General features: G+C 58.4%; 17 protein-coding genes. 4 read left to right on the forward strand and 13 right to left on the reverse strand.

Going from position 1 to position 22,539, the window contains the following annotated elements:
• Position 1: 1 nt before the first annotated feature.
• From ACLB1Z_RS16360 to ACLB1Z_RS16405, 10 genes are all read right to left on the reverse strand, one after another.
• On the reverse strand, positions 2 to 1,243 hold the full coding sequence (locus tag ACLB1Z_RS16360) for a glycosyltransferase family 4 protein (RefSeq protein WP_409560784.1): 1,242 nt from the start codon (positions 1,241 to 1,243) through the stop codon (positions 2 to 4).
• Positions 1,236 to 2,384, reverse strand: a complete 1,149-nt coding sequence (locus tag ACLB1Z_RS16365) for a glycosyltransferase family 4 protein (RefSeq protein WP_409560785.1) — start codon at positions 2,382 to 2,384, stop codon at positions 1,236 to 1,238. Before ACLB1Z_RS16365 ends, ACLB1Z_RS16360 begins: the two co-directional genes overlap by 8 nt.
• Positions 2,372 to 3,517 (reverse strand): glycosyltransferase, encoded by a 1,146-nt coding sequence (locus ACLB1Z_RS16370; protein ID WP_409560786.1) that lies wholly within the window; start codon positions 3,515 to 3,517, stop codon positions 2,372 to 2,374. Before ACLB1Z_RS16370 ends, ACLB1Z_RS16365 begins: the two co-directional genes overlap by 13 nt.
• Positions 3,517 to 4,623, reverse strand: a complete 1,107-nt coding sequence (locus tag ACLB1Z_RS16375) for a glycosyltransferase (protein WP_409560787.1) — start codon at positions 4,621 to 4,623, stop codon at positions 3,517 to 3,519. The genes ACLB1Z_RS16370 and ACLB1Z_RS16375 overlap by 1 nt, the downstream gene beginning before the upstream one ends.
• Before the next feature lie 62 nt (positions 4,624 to 4,685).
• On the reverse strand, positions 4,686 to 5,561 hold the full coding sequence (locus tag ACLB1Z_RS16380; RefSeq protein ID WP_409560788.1) for an FkbM family methyltransferase: 876 nt from the start codon (positions 5,559 to 5,561) through the stop codon (positions 4,686 to 4,688).
• A 227-nt stretch (positions 5,562 to 5,788) separates the two neighbouring features.
• A complete protein-coding gene (locus ACLB1Z_RS16385; protein ID WP_409560789.1) occupies positions 5,789 to 7,132 on the reverse strand; it encodes a tetratricopeptide repeat protein in 1,344 nt (447 codons plus the stop codon).
• Positions 7,129 to 7,668: a J domain-containing protein gene (locus ACLB1Z_RS16390; protein ID WP_409560790.1), complete on the reverse strand. Its 540-nt coding sequence runs from the start codon at positions 7,666 to 7,668 to the stop codon at positions 7,129 to 7,131. The genes ACLB1Z_RS16385 and ACLB1Z_RS16390 overlap by 4 nt, the downstream gene beginning before the upstream one ends.
• The gene (locus ACLB1Z_RS16395) at positions 7,665 to 9,953 is read right to left on the reverse strand and encodes a GumC family protein (RefSeq protein ID WP_409560791.1); all 2,289 of its coding nucleotides are present in this window, start codon (positions 9,951 to 9,953) and stop codon (positions 7,665 to 7,667) included. Before ACLB1Z_RS16395 ends, ACLB1Z_RS16390 begins: the two co-directional genes overlap by 4 nt.
• Positions 9,954 to 9,986: 33 nt before the next feature.
• The gene (locus tag ACLB1Z_RS16400) at positions 9,987 to 10,787 is read right to left on the reverse strand and encodes a polysaccharide biosynthesis/export family protein (protein WP_409560792.1); all 801 of its coding nucleotides are present in this window, start codon (positions 10,785 to 10,787) and stop codon (positions 9,987 to 9,989) included.
• Positions 10,780 to 11,550, reverse strand: coding sequence for a tyrosine-protein phosphatase (locus tag ACLB1Z_RS16405; protein WP_409560793.1), 771 nt, complete (start codon positions 11,548 to 11,550; stop codon positions 10,780 to 10,782). The genes ACLB1Z_RS16400 and ACLB1Z_RS16405 overlap by 8 nt, the downstream gene beginning before the upstream one ends.
• A gap of 172 nt (positions 11,551 to 11,722) precedes the next feature.
• Here ACLB1Z_RS16405 and ACLB1Z_RS16410 point away from each other — a divergent pair, with 172 nt between their 5' ends.
• From ACLB1Z_RS16410 to ACLB1Z_RS16425, 4 genes are all read left to right on the forward strand, one after another.
• Positions 11,723 to 12,256 (forward strand): hypothetical protein, encoded by a 534-nt coding sequence (locus ACLB1Z_RS16410; RefSeq protein WP_409560794.1) that lies wholly within the window; start codon positions 11,723 to 11,725, stop codon positions 12,254 to 12,256.
• 500 nt (positions 12,257 to 12,756) lie between these two features.
• Positions 12,757 to 13,842: an O-antigen ligase family protein gene (locus tag ACLB1Z_RS16415; protein WP_409560795.1), complete on the forward strand. Its 1,086-nt coding sequence runs from the start codon at positions 12,757 to 12,759 to the stop codon at positions 13,840 to 13,842.
• A gap of 104 nt (positions 13,843 to 13,946) precedes the next feature.
• Positions 13,947 to 15,599 (forward strand): putative bifunctional diguanylate cyclase/phosphodiesterase, encoded by a 1,653-nt coding sequence (locus ACLB1Z_RS16420; RefSeq protein WP_409560796.1) that lies wholly within the window; start codon positions 13,947 to 13,949, stop codon positions 15,597 to 15,599.
• A gap of 221 nt (positions 15,600 to 15,820) precedes the next feature.
• Positions 15,821 to 16,522 carry a response regulator transcription factor gene (locus ACLB1Z_RS16425; protein WP_409560797.1) on the forward strand — a complete coding sequence of 234 codons (702 nt, stop codon included), beginning with the start codon at positions 15,821 to 15,823 and terminating at the stop codon, positions 16,520 to 16,522.
• Between the two features lie 22 nt (positions 16,523 to 16,544).
• Here the strand turns inward: ACLB1Z_RS16425 and ACLB1Z_RS16430 are convergent, their stop codons facing one another.
• The 3 genes from ACLB1Z_RS16430 to ACLB1Z_RS16440 form a co-directional block, all read right to left on the reverse strand.
• Entirely contained in the window at positions 16,545 to 17,219 is a 675-nt protein-coding gene (locus ACLB1Z_RS16430) for a hypothetical protein (protein WP_409560798.1), read from the reverse strand.
• Between the two features lie 58 nt (positions 17,220 to 17,277).
• Positions 17,278 to 17,778: an invasion associated locus B family protein gene (locus tag ACLB1Z_RS16435; protein ID WP_409560799.1), complete on the reverse strand. Its 501-nt coding sequence runs from the start codon at positions 17,776 to 17,778 to the stop codon at positions 17,278 to 17,280.
• A 98-nt stretch (positions 17,779 to 17,876) separates the two neighbouring features.
• Positions 17,877 to 22,412, reverse strand: a complete 4,536-nt coding sequence (locus ACLB1Z_RS16440; protein ID WP_409560800.1) for an autotransporter domain-containing protein — start codon at positions 22,410 to 22,412, stop codon at positions 17,877 to 17,879.
• Positions 22,413 to 22,539 lie beyond the last annotated feature (127 nt).

Genomic DNA, 22,539 nt, shown 5'->3' on the forward strand with positions numbered 1-22,539 from the left:
GCTACAGCTGCCCGAATGCCGGCGCGGCGAGAGGCGCTCCCAATCTGGAGAGCGCGCCGATCAGTCTGCCTTCGTATTTCTCCCAGGTGAATTGAGCAGCGCGCGCCTTGGCGTTTTGCGACATCGTCTCGCGGAGGCCACGGTCGGATATGAGGCGCTCGATCGCGGTCGCCAGAGCAGATACGTCGCCTGCTGGAACGATGATGCCATCAATACCGTCGCGGACACACGACCCTGCGTTCGGCGTGGTTATGACTGGCAACCCAACGGCCATAGCCTCCAACGTTACCACCGCCATGCCTTCCGCGAGACTCGGCAGAACAAAGATGTCCGCATGCGAGTATTCGCGATGGATATCCATGCGAGGCACTTGACCGAGGTATTTGGGGCCGGCGAACAGTGCACTTTGCGCCACTCCCACTTCCAACGGTCCAGCGACCCGCACCTCGCATTCGACATTGCGCTCCGCGAGGCGCCTTGCTGCTCCTGCGAGATGATGACTGCCCTTACGAAGTCCGACGGAGCCGACAAACAAGATGCGGCCGGGAACTGGATGCGACGGCCGTTGGAGCCAGCTCCGATCGATGCCGTAAGGCACGAGGGCCACTATTGCCGGATCGGCGCCAAGCGCCAGAACGCTTTCGCGGACGAATTCGGAAGGCACGAGAATCAAATCAGCGAGCGCATACTTTTGGCGATCACGCTCGCGGCCCGCTTCGATCTCCCGCAGGCTCGGAGCGTGTTGCGAAATCGCATGACGGCGGTACTCGCTTTCGGTCAGCAACCCGACATCGGGCGTCAGCATGACTTCGTGGATGATGCGGCAGCCCTGCGCTTTCGCGGTCCTGCAGAGATCGAGATCCTCATTGACGAGGACGGTGTAGATCGCGTTGGCGCCGCCAAAACGCTCGCCCAACGCTCGTTTCATCAGCGCCCGGGATGACGTATCTTCGCGCGCGCTTTGCGACGACATCAAACGTTCGCGCATGACCGCGTACCGGACCTGCTGCACTTTCGATGGAGGAATTTCGGACGGCAATTTGCGACCAAACAAGCGGCGGATCGCTGCTGGTTGCAGACACCTCGGCCAAAGACTTTCGATATGACGAACGGAACCGATGTTCGCAAAATCGGTATAAAGCCGTTGCAGCATTCCGGCACGCTGTAGCAACGTCGGCACAGCATAGTGCAGGCGCGCGCCCGGTTGCAGGACGGCGACGCGGAGAGCGGGCCGATCAAGCATGGATCGCTGCCTCATCGCGAAATCTGTAGGCGGTCGAGCCTGCCCAGATGTGCTGCATTCTCTCGACCGTCGCTGCCCAGGTGAATTCGTGAGTGCGCCGACCGACGGCATCGCGCAGCCGCCAGTAGCGGCCAGCATCCCGCGCATAACCCTCGATGATGTCAGCAACGTCGGCTGCATCGGCGTCCGGCGAAAAGAGGTGTCCGCAACCCGCCGGAACAGTGTCAGGGATGCCGCCAACGTTGCTTGCGAGTACTGGAACTCCAAGCCGAAGGCTTTCCCGGTTCGATAGGCCGAACGCTTCGGCCAACGAGAACAAGCAGGTGAAATGACAAGACCTGAGGAGGTCGACAAATGCGTTCAGCGCGTGGCGTTTGTCGATGAATCCGACCGATCTTAGCAGCGGGTGCCGCGGTCCGTGCTCTGCAGAGAAACCCGCCGCAATCACTTCGACCGCGATCCCGCGAGTTTTGAGCACGTCGGCGATCTTCAGAACAAACGGAAGATTTTTCCGCTGCCAGTCCTTCCCAACAAAGCCTAGGCGGACTGGCGTGAGGGGCAGATTGTTCGGTCCATATCGCGACGGTCCCGGATCGCCGATGATGTTTGCACCGCCCGGTACGACATGGACCTTATGCGGTTCGATGCCGTAGACACCAACTACAGATCTTGCTGCTGCTCTGGATCGACATAGAATCCGTGTCGCATCGTGATATGCTTGACGCTCGCGTGCCAAAGCTTCGGTGATCATCGCTCGTCCGACGCTTCTAGTGATGCCGTAATCATCGAAGTTCTGCTGCAATGTCGCGTCGATATAGAATGAGACGCCAGCGCGCCGAGGGCAATCGGGCGGCAGCAGCGGAAAGATACTGATGACTTCATCGTGTATCGACGACGCTCGCGGTTCTTGGCGGATAAGCGCACGAAGAAAGCTGCTGGCATATTGATAGCCGCCATACTCGCCGCACGTCAGCAACCGAGCTGCATTCCAGAGAATGCGCCGCGCGCGCAGTTTCTGTGGTTGCAGCGACCATCCGCCGTCGAGAAATCCCGCCTGCAAACCGGCGTGCAAAAGATGATAAGGCAGGCCGCCATGGGTGGCGATGGACGTCGCATCGCCGACGCAGGTCAAGAAGCGCATTGGACTTCCATCGCGGTGGCTGGCTCGCTGGCCGGAAACAACACTTGCTCCCAACGCCGAGCGCATACGTCGATACTGTATTCCCGTTTGACGCGATCGCGCGCCGCTTCGACCAACCGGCGTCGACGCTCATCATTCTGCAAAAGCTCGGATAGCGCACACGCAAACGCAGCTGCGTTGCCGGGCGGAACCAGAAGGCCTGCAGCACCGCCCCCCAAGACTTCCCGGCACGCGGGAACGTCGGTGGCGACAACCGGAATTCCTGCTGCCATGGCCTCGATCAGCGCAATGCCGAAGCCCTCGGCGCGTGTCGTGCTGAAGGCATAAACGTCAATCCCTCCCAGCAAATCCAAAACGTCGATGCGCTCGCCGAGAAATCGTATCTGCATCGATATCCCGAGACGCTTGGCCTGCTCTTCCAGCTGTCTTCGCAGGGGCCCATCACCAACGAGTAGAAGCTCGGCTTCGACGTGCGTCCCTCTAAGATATGCAAATGCCTGAAGAAGCGTCGCGTGATCCTTTATTTCGTTGAGTCGCGCAACCATGCCGATGACGGGCCGCGACCTTGATCGGACGTTTCGCGCAGCGTCCACCGCGGCGGCGATAGCATCGTCATCTATACCGTTCGGAATTGGAGCCGATCCGACGGGCATTCGGGCGCCGAGGTCATTCAACTCGCGCTCAACGGCTTTGGAACACGAAACAACAGGACAACGAAGGAATCGCGATGCCGCCAGAATTGCTGACCAGTGGCGGCGTTGAGCCACTGTCTGCGGTGGTGGATTTCCTGCCATCGCGGCAAGAGCGCGAACGCCGGCAGAGCGGGCCGCGAACGCCGCGATCACATGGGGGTGTCCAAATATATGGATCAGGAGTGCGTCCGGCTTGTCGCGCTGTATCAAGGTACGCAACCATGCCCCGCGCGCGATGTTGCCCAAACCCGCGGAAGCCATTTCGAGCGTTACGTTTGCAATGCCGCGGAATTCCGCTTCGAGAGTATTCGGAGCACCCGACCAGGAGACGACGCTTTGGTCAAAGCGCTTTTGCCAATGGCGTGTCAGGCGCAGGCACATCATTTCCGTGCCGCCTGTTCCAAATCCGCGGACGACATGCATAACGCGGCGGCGACGCATCAGGCGGGCAGCTCGGCGGGATAAGCTTCATTCGCTTGCGTTTCGTCCCGGATTGGGATGCCAAGAAATTTGCCATATGCGCGTGCCATCGCCTGGGCTGAGAATTTAGCTATTGCCTCACGTCGTGCATGGACGGCTCGCACCTGCGCGGCGAGCGGCGCAGCTAGGCAATTTTCTATGCCGTCCGCGAGCGCGTCTGGATTACCGGCAGCAACAAGAAGGCCGAGACGGCCGTCATTGAGAACTTCACGGCAAGCGCCAACATCACTCGCGACAACGGGTATGCCCGCAAGCATTGCTTCGACCAAAGCGATGCCAAGCCCTTCGTCAGGTGTTGTCGAGAAAATGAACAGATCAAGTCCACTGAGAATTTCTGGAATATCGTGACGCATGCCGATCAGCATCACGGTGTCGGATAATCCTGATGACTCGATAAGACTGTGCAGTGTCTGGCGCTGGCTTCCGTCGCCAACGATTTTGACGACGAAATTTTTCCCGCGGTTACGCAAAATGCTCGCGGCACGGATAAGCGTGACATGGTCTTTATGTTTTTCCAGTCGTGCGATCATGCCCAAGACCCACGGCCTTTCGGAAGATACCGACATCGCGGCGTTGGGTAGCGCGAAGTCATTTCGATAGACGCCGTTATAAACAACCGCCGTCTCCCGCGCGGAGAGGCCAAAGTGTTCGATCGCACCCTGCTGAACGTAGCGGCTGCAGCAGACAAGCCAATTTGTGAAGGGCCGACCGAGTTGAACCAGCATGCGAAACTTCGCGAAGCCTCGACCCGACGCGGTGTTCGGGTAATTTCCAACGTGCGCGACGACACGACTTACGCCTCCAAGACGCGCCCCAATCGCCATAAACACGTGCCAACCGAGCGGCATGGACAATAACGCGTCGGCACCAAACCGCCGCGAAAGCTGAAATAGCCTAAATGCCAGCAGCGCGTATCTGGACCGCCCTGCGTTTGCGATGTCGAGCATAATGCGCTCGATACCTAGAGCATCAAATTCGAGCGCGAGGTCCGCAGGCAGCGCGTGAATAACGACAACGATTGGCTTCACACCTTGCGCCAGCCATTCGCGACATAGCGCCAGAGCCATTCTCGGCGTTCCCTCTGCCGCTAATGACGAGAGGGCAATCAAGACCACTGGGCGTTTAGTTTTCACGCGGGCTGAAGCGCCAAACGCGATACCGGTTCGGACCGCCCGGCACGCATCCACTTGTCGATATCGCTGCAGCATCGGCGGATGCCGCGATACCCCACATCGGCCAGCGGTCCGAGAAAGTCGCGCGCGTTGCGATGGCGCGCGGCAAGCATCTGCCAATGAACTTCGAGTTGGAGTGCAGGCCGAATGCGCGTTATCAAATCAAGCGATGAACACAATATTTCATACTCGAACGATTCGACGTCGATCTTCATGAGATCCGGTGTCCAATTCAACTCGGCCAACGCGTCGCGCAACGTCATCACTGGAACGTCGAAGTTCGGCGAGTGACCGTGATCCCGATCATCGCCATTCTCGTAGATGCGATTGAATGATGGCATCGACATAACGCCGGAATGATCGGAGATCGCCGCCGCCTTGATGGTCCACTCGGTGCCCTCGGCCTTATTGAGAACGACGGCACGCTCAAGCATCGAAAAGACACGCAGGTCTGGCTCGATGGAGAGGATGTGAGACGGCGCCGACGTCGAGCGTGCGAACAGCGCCGAGATAAATCCGGTCTGTGCGCCAATATCGATGAGCGAACGTCGCCCCCGTGAGAGTTCGAGGAAGTCCGCGACCTCGTCTGTGGAGTCGTTGATCTCTACACCGTGATATTGCCAGCAGCGATAAGCCGTGATCGTTTCCGGCGCAAAAACGTGGATGTCCTTCGTGACGTACAACGGCAATCCGGGTACGCCGTGGCGAACTCTCAGCGCTTCGCTTCGATCAACGCGCCAATAGCTCGGAATGCGCGTGACGAATCCCGCCGTCTGCCAAACCGGAAACGGCACCACAGCTCGCAGCGCGGACCGGATCGCCGATGCCCTCATTGAAGTTGTCCTTCAATAACCATTTGTCCTCATGACTTTCGCTCGCAGAGAAACGCCCCTGGACACGTTCTGATTGGCGCTTATCCATGGCGTCCGCACGCCGGGTGAAAACACCGACGATAGAAGTGTTAGTTCTTTTTAACTATATGGCGTGGCCCGAAAACTCAATGGTTTTGCGGTCACACGGGCATATTTTCTTGTTCAAAGATCTTTTGCAAAACGGGAGACTAGTCTCGTTCTAGTTTGATATCGGCAAACGCAGCCGAGCCCGACACAAGGGTTTCGGATGCAGAGCGGGCGGCAAGTATCAAGCTAAGCGTTTGCGCCTCACATCCCGGCGGAACATCAAACGGCGAAGAAAACTCGCGCCATTGTGGATTTGCGCCCAGCAGCATCGGCGTCTCGGCAACGATCTTCCACGCCGGGACAAGACAAGCGACCTGCCATTTCAAGCCTCGCGGGCCATCGATGCTGCCTTTCGCACGCACGCTAAAGCGATAACGCCCTGGTTGAAGAAACAGCGTCTGTGCGATTGGATGAAAATTTACACGTCCACCACTAAGGCCGATCGACAGGACGTTTCTCCCGCGCTGATCGTTGTCGCTTGCGATTTCGGCAATGACGCCGCTGCCTCCTTGCATCGACCAATCGAACGGGACAGGGGTCGGCTCGAAACGAAAGTCGCCGTTAAAGAGCAATTTCACATCTTTTGCTTTATCCGGTGGCAGAAACTGTAGCCACATATAGTACGCCAACTCGAACTTCCTGTTCTTGACTAACGAGGATATGCAGCCATCGACTTCGCGATCTGTTGGCGGATGTGGCGTGCCTTGCAATGCAAGCAGCAAATGCGCTGAGACGCCTGCGGCCTTTGCGTGGCTGTTGAGAAGGTGAAAGAGCGCCTGCCGCCATAGTGGTGCCGCGGCGAGAACGCCGATAACCTGGTCCTCTCCCTCTGGCATCGCTGCGATTTTTGCTACGATAGGAGCAACGATCGACATCGCCGCTGGACGGATGCGGAGCACCGTATCGGCGAGCGCCATAGCGCTGCGTGTATCGCCTTGCGCTAATTTGCGTCGCGCCAGCCAATAGAGCGCTGCGGGCGTTCGACGCGAGCGATTGACCGCGGCCTGCATAAACCTGTCTGCCGCCGGCGCACTGCGAGACGCTTCGAGGGCGCCAAGAAGCTCGAAGGCGCGGGCGTTGAGCGGGTCCTGATAGAGCGCGCGCGTTATACGATCGCGAATGGCAGCAGCGGTTCCGCCTGACGGTGGGTTATCGGCACTTCCCTTCGGCGCACCCGACGCGCCGACGTCGTTCGCGATCTGCAGTTCGGCAGCCGGGTATGAGCCCAGGGCGAGCGCCCATTGCGGATGCACCGCAGCGAGATACCCAATAAGGCTATGCGTGACGACCAATGTAACGAGCACAATGGCCATCAACAGCGAAAAGAAGTTTGCCAGCGGGCGTCGCGAGGTGGTCCTTCCTTCCTGTGCTGCAAGCGATGCTGTGACGGCGCGCACGTCACGGCTGCGGTGGCCTGGTGCGTTTTGCGCGCCAGCTCCCGTCATTGTTTTGCGGTTCGCGGCGCGCGAGCTGTCGTCTTTTCCTGCGAATACATCGGCCGCCTGCGTGCCGGCGACCCGGCGCGCGACTCGGGCTTCGATTGGCCGGCAGCGAGCTTATCTTCCTTAGCTCGTCTAGCGGCACTCAACTCGTTCCAGGCGAGCAGGACCCGACGGGCAAGGCGGCCTTTGTGTGGGTCGGTGTTACGATCAGGATGCAGCCATTTCAGTAAGTATGCCATATGCCGCCGCATCTCAACGGCTGTAGCGGTCTTGTCCAGGCCGAGCATGCGATAGGCATCCGAATTCGATGCCAGGAGAATCTGCTCGATAAAAAAAATGGCGGCGTCGCGATGGGATTCGCGCGCCCGCTTGGTAATATTTTCCGCGTCCAAGAGTGCTTCGCCATCTTCGGCCGCAAGACGAAGGAGCAGTAAAATTCCAGACGGGAGCGGAGCGGACCGCATCATGCGCGCCTGCGATGGAATTCGCAGCAAATCCACAGCTGCACTCAACGCCTGAGCCTGACGTCGACGTCTCATGCCGGCCCCGGCAAGGTTGGCGCCGCCTGATCTCCACTCGATGCCGACACGCCATAGGACAAGGCACTGGTGCCGTAGCCATACCCGTAGCTATAGCCGTAGCCATAGCCCGCTGCTTTTGCGTCGAACTTCGTCACAACGATACCGATCACAGGGCATTTTGAGAGTTCCAAGCGCCTCAAAGCGCTTCGCACCGCGCCGACTCGGGCCACACCGCTGCCTATGGCGAAGACCGTTCCTTCGGCCGCATTGGAAAGCAGAAGCGCGTCTGCGATACCGAGCACGGGAGGACCGTCGATGATGACAAGATCGAATACCTCCTGGCTGTCGGATAACAACGAGAGGAGATGCGGGCTACCGAGAAGGTCTGCCGCGTTCGGCGGGAGATGACCGGACGGCATGAAGGCTAGTCCACCCGTATCCGTTTTCTGGATGGCTGTGGCCAACTCGCAAGCGCCGGACAGGTATGAACTCAACCCGACCGAACAGTCGGCCGAGATGTATTTGTGCAGCGATGGATTGCGCATGTCCGCGTCGACCAGCAGAACCTTGAGCCCGAGCCTCACAAAATGCTGGGCAATTGCAATCGAGCTTACAGACTTGCCCTCTTGGGCGCCGGCACTCGTCACGAACAGCGACCTGGGCATCCCGCGCGGCGTCGAAAACTGTAGCGATGTACAAAGCGACCGGTAAGCCTCCGACAGCGGCGAGCGCGCGTCCCGCAGTGAAGCCTGCACACCGATCTCAGTGCTGACGAGAGGGATGACGCCGAGCGTGGCCAGACCCGTGACGTCTTCGGCCTCGTCGACTGAATCGATGACGTCGTCAAAATTCTCGAGAAGGTAGGCGAGTCCAATGCTGGCGCCAAAGCCGATGAAGAGCGACAACAGCATCGACTTTAATAGCCTTGGAGACGATGGCACGCCTGGAAGGTTCGCACTGTCGACGACGAAGACGTTATTGCTTCCCGCGCCACCGGCGATGTCCACTTCTTTATACCGCTGCAGAAGGCCGTTGTAGAGCTGGCGGTTGGTGTCGACTTCCCGTTTAAGGATATTGTACTCGATTGATCGCTTCTGAAAATCTAGAACATCACCGCGCAACTTTACGACGCGAGCGGTCATTTCGTGTTCCTGGCTAAGCGATGATTCATAGGCGTTCTTGAGGGACGCCCGGATGGATTTGGCTTCCGCCGAAAGCTGACGGTCGACTTCGGAAATCTCATTCTTGATTTGCAGCATCAAAGGATAGCTCGGCTTGAAGGTCTGGAGCTTCTGCTGATACGTGCTTACGAGATCGTTGCGCTTGACCCGAAGCGTGTCGATGCCGTTGCTGCTCAGGAACTGCGGGAAGTCGAAGGCGCTGGAATTTGCGACCTGCTTCCAAAGTTGTTCATTCTTGATTCGCTCCGACGTGATGTTTCCGAGCGCTGCGCTCGAGTTGGCAAGATCTGCTTCGGCGATCGATGAGGATTCGCCGATGGATACGATCTGTTCCTTTTCGGCAAAAGCCAGCATTGTTTTTTCGGATTGCTCGAGGCGGAGCTTGAGTTGCTTGATCTGATCCTCGAGAAATTTCTTGGCGTAGGCATTCGCCTCGAACCGCTTATCCAAATTCGAAGCGATGAAGGCGTCGGCGTAGGCTGCGGCAATCTTCTGGCTGCGAGCTGCGCTGGCGTCGGAATAAGAAATGTCGACGAGGCGCGAGCCTGGAATCGGCTTTACGGAAACGTTCTCCTGTACGATGGCGGCAGCGGTTGCCATCAACTCACGCTTGCTTGTCGGCGTTGATGCCTCGCCTGACCGGAGCAGCTTTTTGATCACAGCGATTACGGATAACGACTGCGGACGGAAAAATTCAGGATCGTCAACCAGACCCGCCAAAGCCGCGACGCGTTTCGCCAAGCTTCGACTGAGAAGCAGCTCGTACTGCGTTCGTAGAAACTCGGTATCGGTACCTTCGACAGGCGTGAGGTTTCCACCTTCTACGATCTTCGCAACGTTGCGATCTATTTGAAGCCGCAGCGTTGATGTGAACTGCGGCGTCGTCATCAATGTGCGCAGCGTACCAAGCGCAAACACCGCAACCGTCACGGCGACGATCAAGACTTTCCGCTTATTCAAAAGGCGCAGGATCGCCATGACTTTGACAGCAAAGTCAGGACCATCGGCGGTATGAGGGTCGAGATGGCGGCCGCCGTACAGCTTATAGGGATCGGCGACTTCAAGTGCTTGAGCGCCAGCTTGCGGCAAAGGCGCGGAACCGGCGTCGCTGGGAAGAGTCATTCCGTCGCCTTCCAGTAAATGATGTCAACGCAGCTAAAGGACCGAAACGAACAGGCTCGAGACAGGAAGGACTTTCAGAAGCGCCTGATAGCCCTCTTTCATCGTCGAATTACTGACCACGACGACGTCACCCTTGTGGATCTCCGGATCTTTCGCGTTTCCCGACCGGATGTCGCCAACATTGAACCTGGCCGCCGAGCGTTCGCCGTTCTCCGTGCGGAATATCGCGACCGTCGAGTCGGCTGTATCGGTGAACCCCTCGGCGGTCGCAATGACTTGGAGAAGCGTTGCTGGGCCATGCAGCGGGTAGACGCCAGGCCGCTTTACCGCCCCATCAACGGTAACGCGCTGGCTGTTGTATTCCTTGATATAGACGTTCACCTGCGGCGACTGCAGATACTTTTTTCCGAGCTGGTGTGTGAGATCATTCTCGACCTCGCCCGGCGTTAGACCTGCTGCGCGAACCTTGCCGACAAGCGGAAGATTGATCGTTCCGTCGGCATCGACCTGAACGGTCTTGGAGAGTTCTGGAACCTGGAACACCGAAATATCGACGACGTCCATCGGACCGATTTTATAGGCGCTGCTGCTTGGATTGGAGACCGACGCCAATTCCTCGGCAACATGGGCTTCCTGTCCGCCGAGCGCCGCCGGTTTAAGCTGCTCGGGACCGGGACCATCCTGAGAATTGCGCGTTGAGGATGCAGTCGCAAAGTGCGGACTCTGCTGTAGGCTAGCGCCGCAGCCAGCAACGGCGATGCTCACTATCAAAGCCGACACGAAGCTCAGAATGCGCATTTTCTCGCCTGCCACAACGTCTCCCATATCAACCATTTCTGTAGCCGACTGATGTCGTACCGCATGAAGACAATGGCCAGGGAGCCGGCGCTTCATTGCAAAGAATGGCGCCTGGGCGGCTCTTGACGAGCTTTTCGGCCTCGGCATCGCCAATGCGTTTCGCAGCGACATCGTACCCCATCCTCAGGTTCGGCGGACGGCTGTCGTCATTGTGTGCGTCGGTCGCAATGATGTGAGCAATGCCATCATCCAGAATGCGCTCAGCCCAATATTTTGCATCGCGGCCAAAATCGCCGAGCAGCGAACCGGCGGTAAGCTGAAGCCACACGCCAGATGCCACGAGTTCCTCGATCGTGCGATACTGACTTGCGATCCACGGCATGCGTTCCGGATGCGAAAGGATGGGAATGTAGCCAGCGGTACGAAGCTGAAAGAAAAATTGCTTGATGAGTCTCGGCTCGACATGCTGCGGCAGCTCAATCAAAACGTATCGGCTGTCGGCAAGTGTCGGGATTTCCTTGGTCGCCAGCTTCGCCACGAAGTCGACCGTGATGTGCGCGTCAGCGCCGCTGTGAAGATCAAGACGCAGTCCATCATCGGCGAGGCGAGAGCGTAGTCGCGCGACAGCTCCCTCAATCTGCTCTCCCCTATTGTGATAGAGACCGGGCAGAATGTGCGGCGTGCAGACGACGGCCTCGACGCCGTCATCGATGAGCGCGCGGGCCATTCGCAGCGACATCGCGAGGTCCACGGCACCATCATCGAGACCCGGCAGAAGATGGCAATGGATGTCGATCATCCGCGAAAGCGCCCCATTATAATAATTACGGACTACACATAGTCCTATCCCTCCAATTGATCCACGCTGTCAAGGCTTCGCTGGACACGCTCGGCGCTCTGTGGCTCACAAACAACGATAAACCGGGGAGAATGAGAATTTTGTGCGGCTCCTGCTTCCGGATTTCTTGAGGATGAACTATGATCCTAATGGACTATTCAAAAAGGAACCTCAGATGGTGCGCACGCTCTTGGCGCTTGTCGCAGCTTTGTCGTCCGCGACGTCGGCCCACGCCGCGCGCCTGACGGTGATGAAGGGTGACGCGCTCGTCAGCCATGGAGACGGATATGAAAGCGTGCGCGATGCAGCCGATCTTTTTCCCGGAGATACCGTCGTCGCGAGGGCCGGAAGCTCGGCGAAAGTGACGTTCAAAAATGGTTGCACCATTCGTTTGGGAATCGGCATCGTATTTAGCGTTCCAGCAGAAACGCTATGCGACGATGCCAGCGCTGCTTCCGCAGCGTCTCCATCTGCAAGTGGGGGCTTTTCCGAGACGTCGGCGTTGGCGACGCAAGACTGGTCTGCCGTGACGCAGACGGCAGTTGCGCCAGAGGCCTCCCAGTTCGACGCCCTGCCCTATCTCGTGGGAGCTACAGCGATCGGCGGAATCACGGCCGCAGCGTTCGCCCTTAGCGGCGGCGGAGGCAGCCCACCGGCAAGCCCCTGAGCGTACCGGACGTAGCCGTCGCAGAAAGTCCGTCGCCAATGATGCGAGACGCCAGCGAACCTCACGCGCCACAGGCTGGTTTCATTTTGATGTCTTCCCGGCCGAGATTGCGGCCCGCAAGCCGAACGACACCCATTCGATGCCGCGGTCATTTTCGGCTGCCGTCGCGAGCTATATTTTTCGATCACGCGGTTTATTGGCTGACGAGCGCAACCCTATGCGCTTCGTTGGTCTTCGGTGGCGCGACGCGAAGCGGCGCCCTGGGCGATGTCTTTCTGCAATTGCTGTCCGCTTTCGTTCTGATTGCAGTGCTCCGCGAGATCGTCTTGCGACAGGCCTTAGGACAGTTCAAATGGCCTCTGCTCTTCATTGCTGCGGCTGTGCTTATTCCGGTGCTCCAACTCGTCCCGATGCCCTTGGAGTTGTGGAAGCATTTGCCCGGTCGCTCCGTCATTGCTGAAACATATATATTGATCGAGCGGGATCAACCGCCTTCGCCTATGACGCTTACGCCGACCGCAACGTGGCTCAGCGGACTGTCGTTATTGCCTCCTATTGCTGTATTTCTCGGCGTTCTGACGCTCAGCAACGTGGAGCGGCGATATCTCAGTCTTCTAGTTATCGCGATGGCCGTTGCCAGCGTTTTTCTCGGATTGCTGCAGCTTATCCAAGGCCCCCACAGCGCGCTACGATTCTATGACATCACGAACAGAACCGAAGCCGTCGGCTTTTTCGCCAATCGGAATCACCTCGCCGCTTTACTCTACATTTCAGCGCTTTTAATCGGTGTGCATCTGCTCGAAACGCTTGCGGTCGCAAGAACGATGCACAGCAAGCGGATTGATGCCAACTTTTTGGCGCCACTCGTTGGGTGGCTTACAGTGCTCGTCATTGTGATGGCTGGCGCGATGATGGCGCGGTCTCGCGCCGGATTGCTTCTGATGTTTATCGCATTGCTGGGAAGCGTTAGCTTGGCAAGAGGAGATTCGCGCCTGAAGATGCTCCGCCCAGGCATTACGAGCGCTGCAATTGGAACCGCGATCGCAATCCCGGCTTTCCTATCGCCGCTCGCAATCTATCGCATTCTCGATCGCTTCGGAGCGGACTCCGCAGACAACCTGCGCATTCCTTTTGCTCGCAATACGATCTCCGCTGCGATGACCTATATGCCATGGGGATCCGGCCTTGGCTCATTCGTCCCGGTCTATCAGCTTTTCGAGCCTACTCCGGAAATCGGACTGACGTATGCGAACCATGCCCACAACGATCTGCTTGAGGTGTGGCTCGAGACAGGCGTCGTTGGTCTGATCCTGGTCGCGATCGTTTGTTCTTGGCTGCTTCACCGTTCCCTTGCTCTGTGGAACGATGAAGCCAAGACCGGAATCGATCTGTCGCTTCGCCGCGCCGCAGCCATCGCGCTCGCGCTCCTGCTCGCGCATTCCCTGGTCGACTATCCGTTACGCACCACCGCCATGGCGAGCGTTTCAGCGATGCTGACGGCATTTCTGTTTTTGCCTTTGCCAGACACGGGGTGGAAGCCGCGCTTCAGCGCGGCAATCGTATTATCCCACAAAAGAGTTGCATGAGCCCATCGCGGATTAATGTGTAAATAACACTTTAGTGTTATTATAAGGAAATCCTTCCCGTACAAGCCGACCCCACGGATTTCCGTGCGCTCAGGAAAAATCCTATGCCGCTCAACTCTGCGCTCAAACAGATCTTGCTGCCGGCGATCCGCTCGCTGACAGTCGGAATAGCGGTTTTTCTTGCCGTCGCGAATTCAACCGCGGCCTTCTTCCTGATGCTGCCCACATATGCCGTCCTGACCGCGGCCATCCTACTGTCTGGCGGAATGGTTCTCCGCATTATCGTTGCTGCAATTGCCGCGCTGACTTTTCTTTCTATTGGCGTCGGCACAGGACAACAGCTCGTCGGCGTGCTGGCATTTGCATTTGCCAATTCGGTTGCGATCGCTGCAGCCTGTCTTCTGCTCCGTCGTCAAGAGCGGATGCCCGTCAACCTATTGGCGACGATGGCCGGCACTCGCGACACCGGTGGCGCGGCGCCTTCATCTGTCTGCGGCCTTGTCGGCCGCAAGCAACTCGTCGAACGGATCGACGCGGTCTCGCGCGTAGGCCATGGCGCAATTGCTTTACTCAGCGTCGACATCGATAATTTCAAGTTTGTCAACGCTACGCTCGGGCATGGGGCGGGCGACGAGGTCTTGGCGATCATTCTGGACCGACTGCGCGGCTGCGTCCAACCCGGCGATATCGTTGCGCGACTCAGCGGAGACGAGTTTGCAATCATCTTGAGCGATGCACGATGGCGATCCGCGGTTGAAAGTGCTGCGCAGTCCGTCTTGGAAGCCATCAATGCGCCGATCAGGCTCGGCCAGCAGGACATTCGCATCGGCGCAAGCATCGGTGTCGCCTCATGGCAGGAAAACATCGATATCGCCGGTGAATTCTTGCGGCGCGCCGGTGTTGCGCTCAACGCGGCCAAAGCGGCGGGATGCGGATGCTCCAAGATATTTGAAGCGCAAATGGACGTTCCTCTCCGGCGGCGACAAGTGCTCGATCAGGATCTTCGCCAAGCCCTCGCCGAGCAGACGTTCGAGGTTCACTATCAGCCTGTCGTTCATCTTGCGACGAACGAGGTGGTTGCCTTCGAGGCGCTCGTTCGATGGCGACACGCGACGCGAGGGCTCGTCTCTCCGGCTGAATTCATTCCGGTTGCGGAAGAATTGGGGCTTATCGCCGCCATCGGAGACGTGGTGCTTCGACAAGCTTGCCGCGATGCCGCGCGATGGCCGGTTGACGTCAAGGTGTCGGTGAATTTCTCGCGCGCGCAATTCGAGCTTCCGGACGCCAAGAGCCGTCTCGAAGCGGCGCTGGCCGCGGCGGGTCTTCCGGCCTGCCGCCTGCAGCTCGAAATCACCGAGACGACCGTTATGGCCAACCCGGACCGCGCGAACGTTCTGCTCGATGAACTGCGCGCGCTCGGAGTGGAAATCGCGATGGATGATTTCGGAACCGGCTATTCGTCTCTAGGCTGTTTGCGGAACTCCCCCTTTGATCGCTTAAAAATCGACCGCGCCTTTATTCAAGACCTGACGACCAGCCTCGAAGCACGCGCCATTTTGACGATGATCGTCAAGCTTGCAAACACACTCGGGATGCATACCACCGCCGAGGGTGTCGAAACTGCCGAGCAGTTCGCAATCGTCAAAGAGGAAGGCTGCAGCGCGATGCAGGGTTTCTTCTTCAGCCCTGCCATACCGGCGCACGAGGTCCTGGCCTTCTTCCCGCAGCGAATCGCTGGAACCGATTCCGCCGCCTGAACGGCCTAGTCCTGCAATCTTTGCGGATAGTCCAAAATATCTCACCATTACTGGTTGCGCATAATCATTAAAATTGGCCGTGCAGAGAGAATTGCCACCAATTTGCTTGGTTCGGTGGGTGGCCTGCAGCCGAAACGTTGGATATCTGACCTCGCGTCTGGCGCACTGAGGACGAATCCTGTGCGCTCGTCCCGGCCGGCTGCCTCACCTCAGGAAACGTTATGAAAGCTCCCGCTTTGCGCGAACCTCCCGTCCACGTCGTTCTCGTAGATAACCGCGGGATCATTCTGGATGTGAGCATCAAATCCGGGCGTTCGGATGGAAACAGCAAGGCGGCGCTGTCGCTCTATCCGCTTGGCGAATCCTATTTCGATCATTGCGACGACGCCGACCACGTTGCTGCCGTGCAGCAGCTTTTGAAGCGCAAGCGCAGTCTCATTTCGTTTGTGCTTCCCTCTCAGCCGCCGAAGCAGAAGCAGTGGTTCGTCGTCATCGGCGTGCCGGTCAGCGCGGATATCGGGAGCGGAGCCGTTCTGATGCACGTCGACATCGCGGATTGGATCCCCGAGACGAAGGATGGTACCGCCACTCAGAAAACGCCGAAGCCGCCGACGTCGCTTAATCCGGGCCTCATCCAGGATACGATTGCAAAAGCCCTCTTCCAGCAGTTCGGACCGGGGTTCGGTGAAGCACCTGCGCAGGCGCCGTTGCATCCGGACGTCGATACACTCAGCCCGCGACAGCGCGAAGTGCTGATGCTGTTGGGCGCTGGAAAGAGCAACGCGGAAATTGCCGAGGAGCTTGCGTGTTCCTTGAATACGGTGAAAAGGCACGTAACAGCCGTCTTGCAGAAGTTGCGGCTGCCCAACAGAACACGTGCGGCAATGATTGCGCATCAATTGGCCTCTGAAGGTAACGACTGACCGCAAATTGCGTCCCACGACATCACGCGTCGATGCGGGTGCGCGCGTTGACATCGCTGCGTGTGCCTCGCGGGCGCGACTTTCGTTTCGTCGAAAGCAGCGCCTCGGTGACATCGGGATATTGCGGCTCCTCGATCAGGTGAACAATCGTCCGTGCAAATGCAGCGTCATCGCATGGATAGGCCGGCGGCGGTGACACCACGGACATCCGAACTTTCGGTATAGAGGTCTTGCCGTTCGCCGCGGCCTGAGCGCCGAGAAATGCCGTTGCAATCGGGATCGCTGCGGGACCATAAGCCGGTGCAATAAACAAGAAATGTAATGTCTCGCCGAGATACGGAAGCGCTGCATCGAGGCAATGCAGCAACCGGCGCGTTGCGATTTCGACGGTCCTCTCCGGCTGCAGTCGGCGCCCATTTATCGGCAGCGCTTCAAGCGCGATGATGTCCGGCTGGCCAACTTGAGAGAACGCAATCTGGAAAAACGTATTAACGGATTCAGGCCGATCCAGATCGACCGGCTGGCAATATGCATTCTCGCGGCCGTCGATCCTAGCATCGAGTGTCTGAAAATGCGCCGGTGTCGCGCCGAGAGCCAAGCGATATTCGTTCGCCTGCAAACCATCGGTAATCCGTTCCCCCGCAACCGTATGGGCGGACGGAATGACGACGACCTTGCCATTTGATTTGGCGGACATGTCTGGGCTTTCCTGAACTGATCTCTGCGAGCTACGCGTGCCTACGCTCATCGCCGCGTCACCGACTTTCGTTGACGTATCGCTCGTAAGCGGCTGGAAAACCGCGCACGGAAAAATTCAACGCCAGCGGTCGCTGTGAAACGCTTTGCGCGACAGCTGAAATCTTCGTCGCCTTGCGCATTTTCCCGAGCAACGGCTCGGTCAGATCGAACGGCGCGAAGCATCCAATGCGATGGCACGCGCTATAGGGAACTTTAAAGCGGTCGCCGTTTTCGATGCCGACGATGACGCCGTCCGGCAGCGAGACACCAACCGGAACACGGATCGATGCCTTGAGCGTTCCGGCGCGATCGCGACCAATGGTGAATACGCTCACGGTCTGGCCGAGCTTCCCGCTGGCAAGCGCCTGGGTCATCATGCAGGACTTATGCCCAGAGATTGGCGGCGTGCATGTCACGACCCAATCCCCGATGACCTGCCGCGACGCTTCGGCGTGTACGTGCTTGCTACCGAGTATCGACAAAGCGATTAAGACCGTGAGAACTAAAAATCTTGTCATTGCGAGAACTCCAATCCGACGCGGCGTTCGTTCGCCGCAACCCAATGCGGGCAGGAATGCGAAGGGAGAATTTCGCGCTCCTGCCCGTTCCTTGCCGTTCACCAGTCGACTCTCACGCCAAGGGTTCCGCCATAGCCGACGTAATCGTCTTTGCCGAACTGCACGCCGCCTTTCGCGAAAGCACTGAGGCCGTCCCCGGCGAGGCTGAAGACATTCACGCCGCCAGAAACTTCGCCAAGCGCACCGGTCAGATTGTCCGTCGTCTGCAGTTCATAGCCGCCGCTCGATATGCCGGCTTTGTTGTCGCCAAGGAACTCGTACAGCCCGCTGACGCCGATGAAGGGCTCATATTTCGCTTGCTCCTTGACGATGGTCGTTCCCAGGCGCACGCCGATGCGACCACGCAAGCTGTCGCCGTTGCTGAAGTTGACGGTCGTGCCGTAGAGCGCCAGATCGTCGATATCGGAGTTGACGTAAGAGAGCGTGGCGCCCGGTTCGATAAACGTCGTGCCGTACGCCATGCGGTAGCCGGTGTCGAGGACGCCACCGATGGACGTGACGTTGGCGTGATCCTTTTGCAAGAAGCTTCCCGAGTAGTCGACGTTGCCGATGTTCGCCAGAACCTGACCATCGAGGAACCAGCCACCGCTGAGATACGTCAGATAGCCGCCGACTGCGCCGCCTTCGAATTTCGCACCCGTTGGTGACGAGTCGAAATCGAGGTTAGAGCGGAGATATCCGCCCATGACGCCCGCCAACCAGATGCCCGCGCCATCGTCCATGCTACGAATGAGGTCGTAGCCCCCGATGACACCGCCGCCCTCCAACTGCGTGTCTACGGACGATTTTTGCGTCGTATTTAGCACCGTGAAGGAATGATCACGCGAGCGCGACTCAGACGAACCGAGCACCTTGACCCAGGCACCCGATGTCGGACGCTCGCAACTGGCTTTAGGATCTTTGAGACTGCCGATTTCGCACGTGCCTTCCAACGCCGTGCGCAGGTCTGCCGTTCGGCCGAGCCAGGCGCCGGCTGTACTATGCCAGATCGACTGAGCCGCCGACGTGAGACTTGGGAGCTCGAAGAAAGCATGGTTCGGCGCGCTCGCCAGCACCCACTCATCCGGTCCTTTGCGGTAGAGATCGTACGTGAACATGCCGGTGTCGATCGGCCCACTCGCGAGATAGAAGCTGTTCGGCGGCGACGAGCCCGTCGCAGTGACGACATTGATGCCCACCGGATTGAAGCTACCAAAACCGCCATTGACGTTGTTGACCTGAATTGCAGTCGCACCCGTCACGCTGCCATCGATCACGAGTGAATCCGAACTCGATCCCGGAACTGTTCCGAGGAAGCTATCGACCTTCAGCAGGCTTCGACCCGGCGTACCGTTGAACGTCAGCGAGCCACCGCTTGTCGGGCTCAGTGTGAAGGTGTCGCCCGTGTGTCCGTCCTGAAGATCAATTGTGCCCGTGGCGCCCGGAGCACCGTTATCGAAGCGTTCGACACCTGCCAGCACCGTTACGTTATTAAGAGCAGGATTGGCGGGCTCGGTGGTGAAGATTGTTCCCGTATTATTGAAGTCGTCCGCAAGACCATTGCCAAGCTCGCTCGTTCCGGTGACGTGCCAGCTATTGTTGCTGCTGTTGTTGAACGTGTTTGGAGTACTGGTATCTCCCGCGGCAGAAAGATCGACGCGGCCGAAAATGGTACCGGCGTTGTTGATCGTAATGGCGCCACCGCCGGCCTCTATTGCGAGCGCTTGTGGCGAACTGGCAAATCCTCGGATAACACCGCCATCATTGTTGTTGATTGTAGCGCCGGATGCCGTTGCGAGCGCTATGACGGGCGCAGACCAGCCAGAACCTCGAATTAGACCGGACGAATTAATTTTTGCGGTGTCCGCGTCGATTGCGATGGCGTTTGTGCGCCCCTTGATCGTACCGGCGCCATTGTTAATGGTAACGGCGCCGTCCCCCTCGATATCGATGCCGGCATCGCGGCGTCCGCGAATGCTGCCGTAGTCGTTCTCGACTGTGACGTTGCCATCGACGTCATCGACCTTAATGCCCTCGTCCCCGCCGGAAACAGCACCGCCGAAGCGATTGTCGATACGAACGGTGCCGTTAACGTCGCTTAGCGAAATGCCGTCGCCGCGTCGGCCGCTGATACTGCTGCCGAAATGGTTGTCTATCTCGACATCATCGTCGACGTTCTCGACCTGAATACCATTGTCGCGCCCACGAATGGTGCCCCCAAAGGCATTTGCAATCTCGACATCGTCATTGACATCGCGAGCATCGACGCCATCGCCGCGGTGGCCGGAAATCTCGCCACCGAAGCTATTGCTGATTTCGACATCGTCATCGACGTCTCGGATGTGAATGCCGTCATCACGTCCCTTGATCTCACCGCCCCAGTTATGAAGCGCGACGTCGCCGCGAACATCATCGCCCCGGACGCCGGCGTCATTGCCGCGAATGGAACCGTAGACGTTCGCGACTTCGACATCTCCTCTCACGTTGGAGATGTCGACGCCGTTGTCGCGGCGACCCGAAATCGACGCTGCGACATTCGTGACTGTGACGTTGTCGCGAACATCTTGCACTTCTACGCCGTTGTCGCCGCCTGAGATGTTGCCGCCAAATCCATTCGCAATTTCCACGTCATCGCGAACGTTTCGGACATCGACGCCGTTTCCACGCTGGCCGGAGATTGTGCTTCCGAAGCTGTTGGAGATCGTCACATCGTCGCGGACGTCATCAACCTGGACGCCATTGTCACGACCGGAGATGCTGCTGCCGAACTGGTTGACGATTTCGACATCATCGTCCGCTTTGCTGACGTCGATGCCGTCGTCGTAACGGCCGGCAATCTGGCTTCCGAAGCTATTCTTTATCGATACGTCGTCATCTGCATCGCGAATATGCACGCCATCGCGGCGGCCGGATATGCCGCTGATGCCTCCGTTGGTTACAGCGATTTTTCCATCAATGTCGTCGGCCTGTATGCCGTCTCCGTTGCGACCCAAAATCTTTCCGCCGGCGAGGTTTGCGATGCGCAGATCATCGCCGACATCGGCAACGTCCATGCCGTCGTCGCCGCCATTGATCTCGCCGGCGACATTGGCGATTGCGACGTTGTCCCGGACGCGATCGACATTGATGCCGTCGCCGTTTCGGCCGGAAATTTTTCCACCGAAGGCATTCGATATCTCAACATTGTCTCGGACATGATCGATCTGTACGCCGTTGTCCCGCCCTGCAATCGTCCCGACGAAATTATTGGATACCGCAACATCGCCGCGAACGTCGCTGACATCGACGCCATCATCGCGCCAACCTGCGATGCGGCCGCCAAAGCTGTTGTCAAGAGCAACGTCGTCGTCGACGTCTCTGATGTTCACGCCGTCGTCATGACCTGAGACACTGCCACCGAAGGAATTGTTTATTGCAACGTCGCTTCCGGCGTCGCGTATGTGAATGCCGTCATCGTCATGGCCGACGATTTTTCCTCCGAAGCGATTATCGATGGCAATGTCGCCGCCAACCTCCGCAATCGAAAGGCCGTTGGCAGATCCCTCTATTGTCGCCGCGTTTCTTCGTGTGCCGAACCTGTTCTTGATAGTCACGTCGTCGGTGACGTCGTTGATGTGAACACCATCGCCGTCCTGACCAATAATATGGCCGCGATCATTGTCGACATTTGCGATATCGACGTCATGAATGTCGAGACCGTCAGTCGCGCCGACGATGGAATGGCGGCTCCTGTTGGTGACGTCGGCCGTACTTGCATCAGCGATTTCAACGCCGGCTGATGAATTACCTTTGATGTCACCATCATTCGTGATGCTGACATCACCGTCGGCGACGACGCGGATGCCCTCGCTCGCGCCGATGATGTCGCCGCGCCGACCGTTGTTAATGGTTACATCACCGGCGCCAAATGCGATGATGCCCTGACCGCCGGAAATCCCGGCATTTCCGGTGCCTTTGATCGTTCCGTAGTTGTTGATGGTCACGCCATCTGCTGCGATACGCTCACCGGAGCCGTTGACATTGCCGATGTTGATGCCCTCGCCTCCTGAATCGGGATGCGCGCTGCCACCTTCGAGAACGCCGTAGTTGGTCAGCAACAGGCTTTGGGCGCCCGTGACGATGACGGCATCATCGCCTGTGCCGCCGCCGAGGTGCCCTGCCCGGCCGATCGTCGCGTTGAAAATGACGCTGCTCGATCCTTCCAAGCGGAGCGCATCGCCATCGGTGGCGTTCGACGTGATCGTGCCATCGATATCGAGCGCATATGTCCGGCTGGGCCCTCCACTATAGCTTGCGACGACCATGCCGTTGCGACTGGTGCCGGGGCCTGCAGCGACCGATATGGTCGAACCGGTCGTCATCGAAATGGTGCCGCCAAAATCTCCGGCGTTGATCTTGATGCCTGCAAAGCCATTGCTTTGCTCAATGTGCGCAGGCGTATCTGTTGGCGTCGTCGTTCCGATATCAACGGTGAAATCGCCGGTTGGCGAGAACGCACTCGGGTTGGTCACGGAACCGGTGCAGGTCAGGCTATTGGCGGTTGCGTTGCAACTGCCCGCAGGTTCTGACAGGACGCTCCCGCTGCCGATAATCATGCCGAGCGCCAACGCTGAAACAAAACTTGGCGGTGGCGCAAATGAGGGGCCGTAGCCGTCTCGCCGATGCGACCATGCACGACGACCAATATTTTTAGTCCCGCCGTTGCGGAAGAGGTGGAGCGTA

This window comes from Hyphomicrobium sp. MC8b, from assembly GCF_905067615.1.
Classification (GTDB): Bacteria; Pseudomonadota; Alphaproteobacteria; order Rhizobiales; family Hyphomicrobiaceae; genus Hyphomicrobium_B.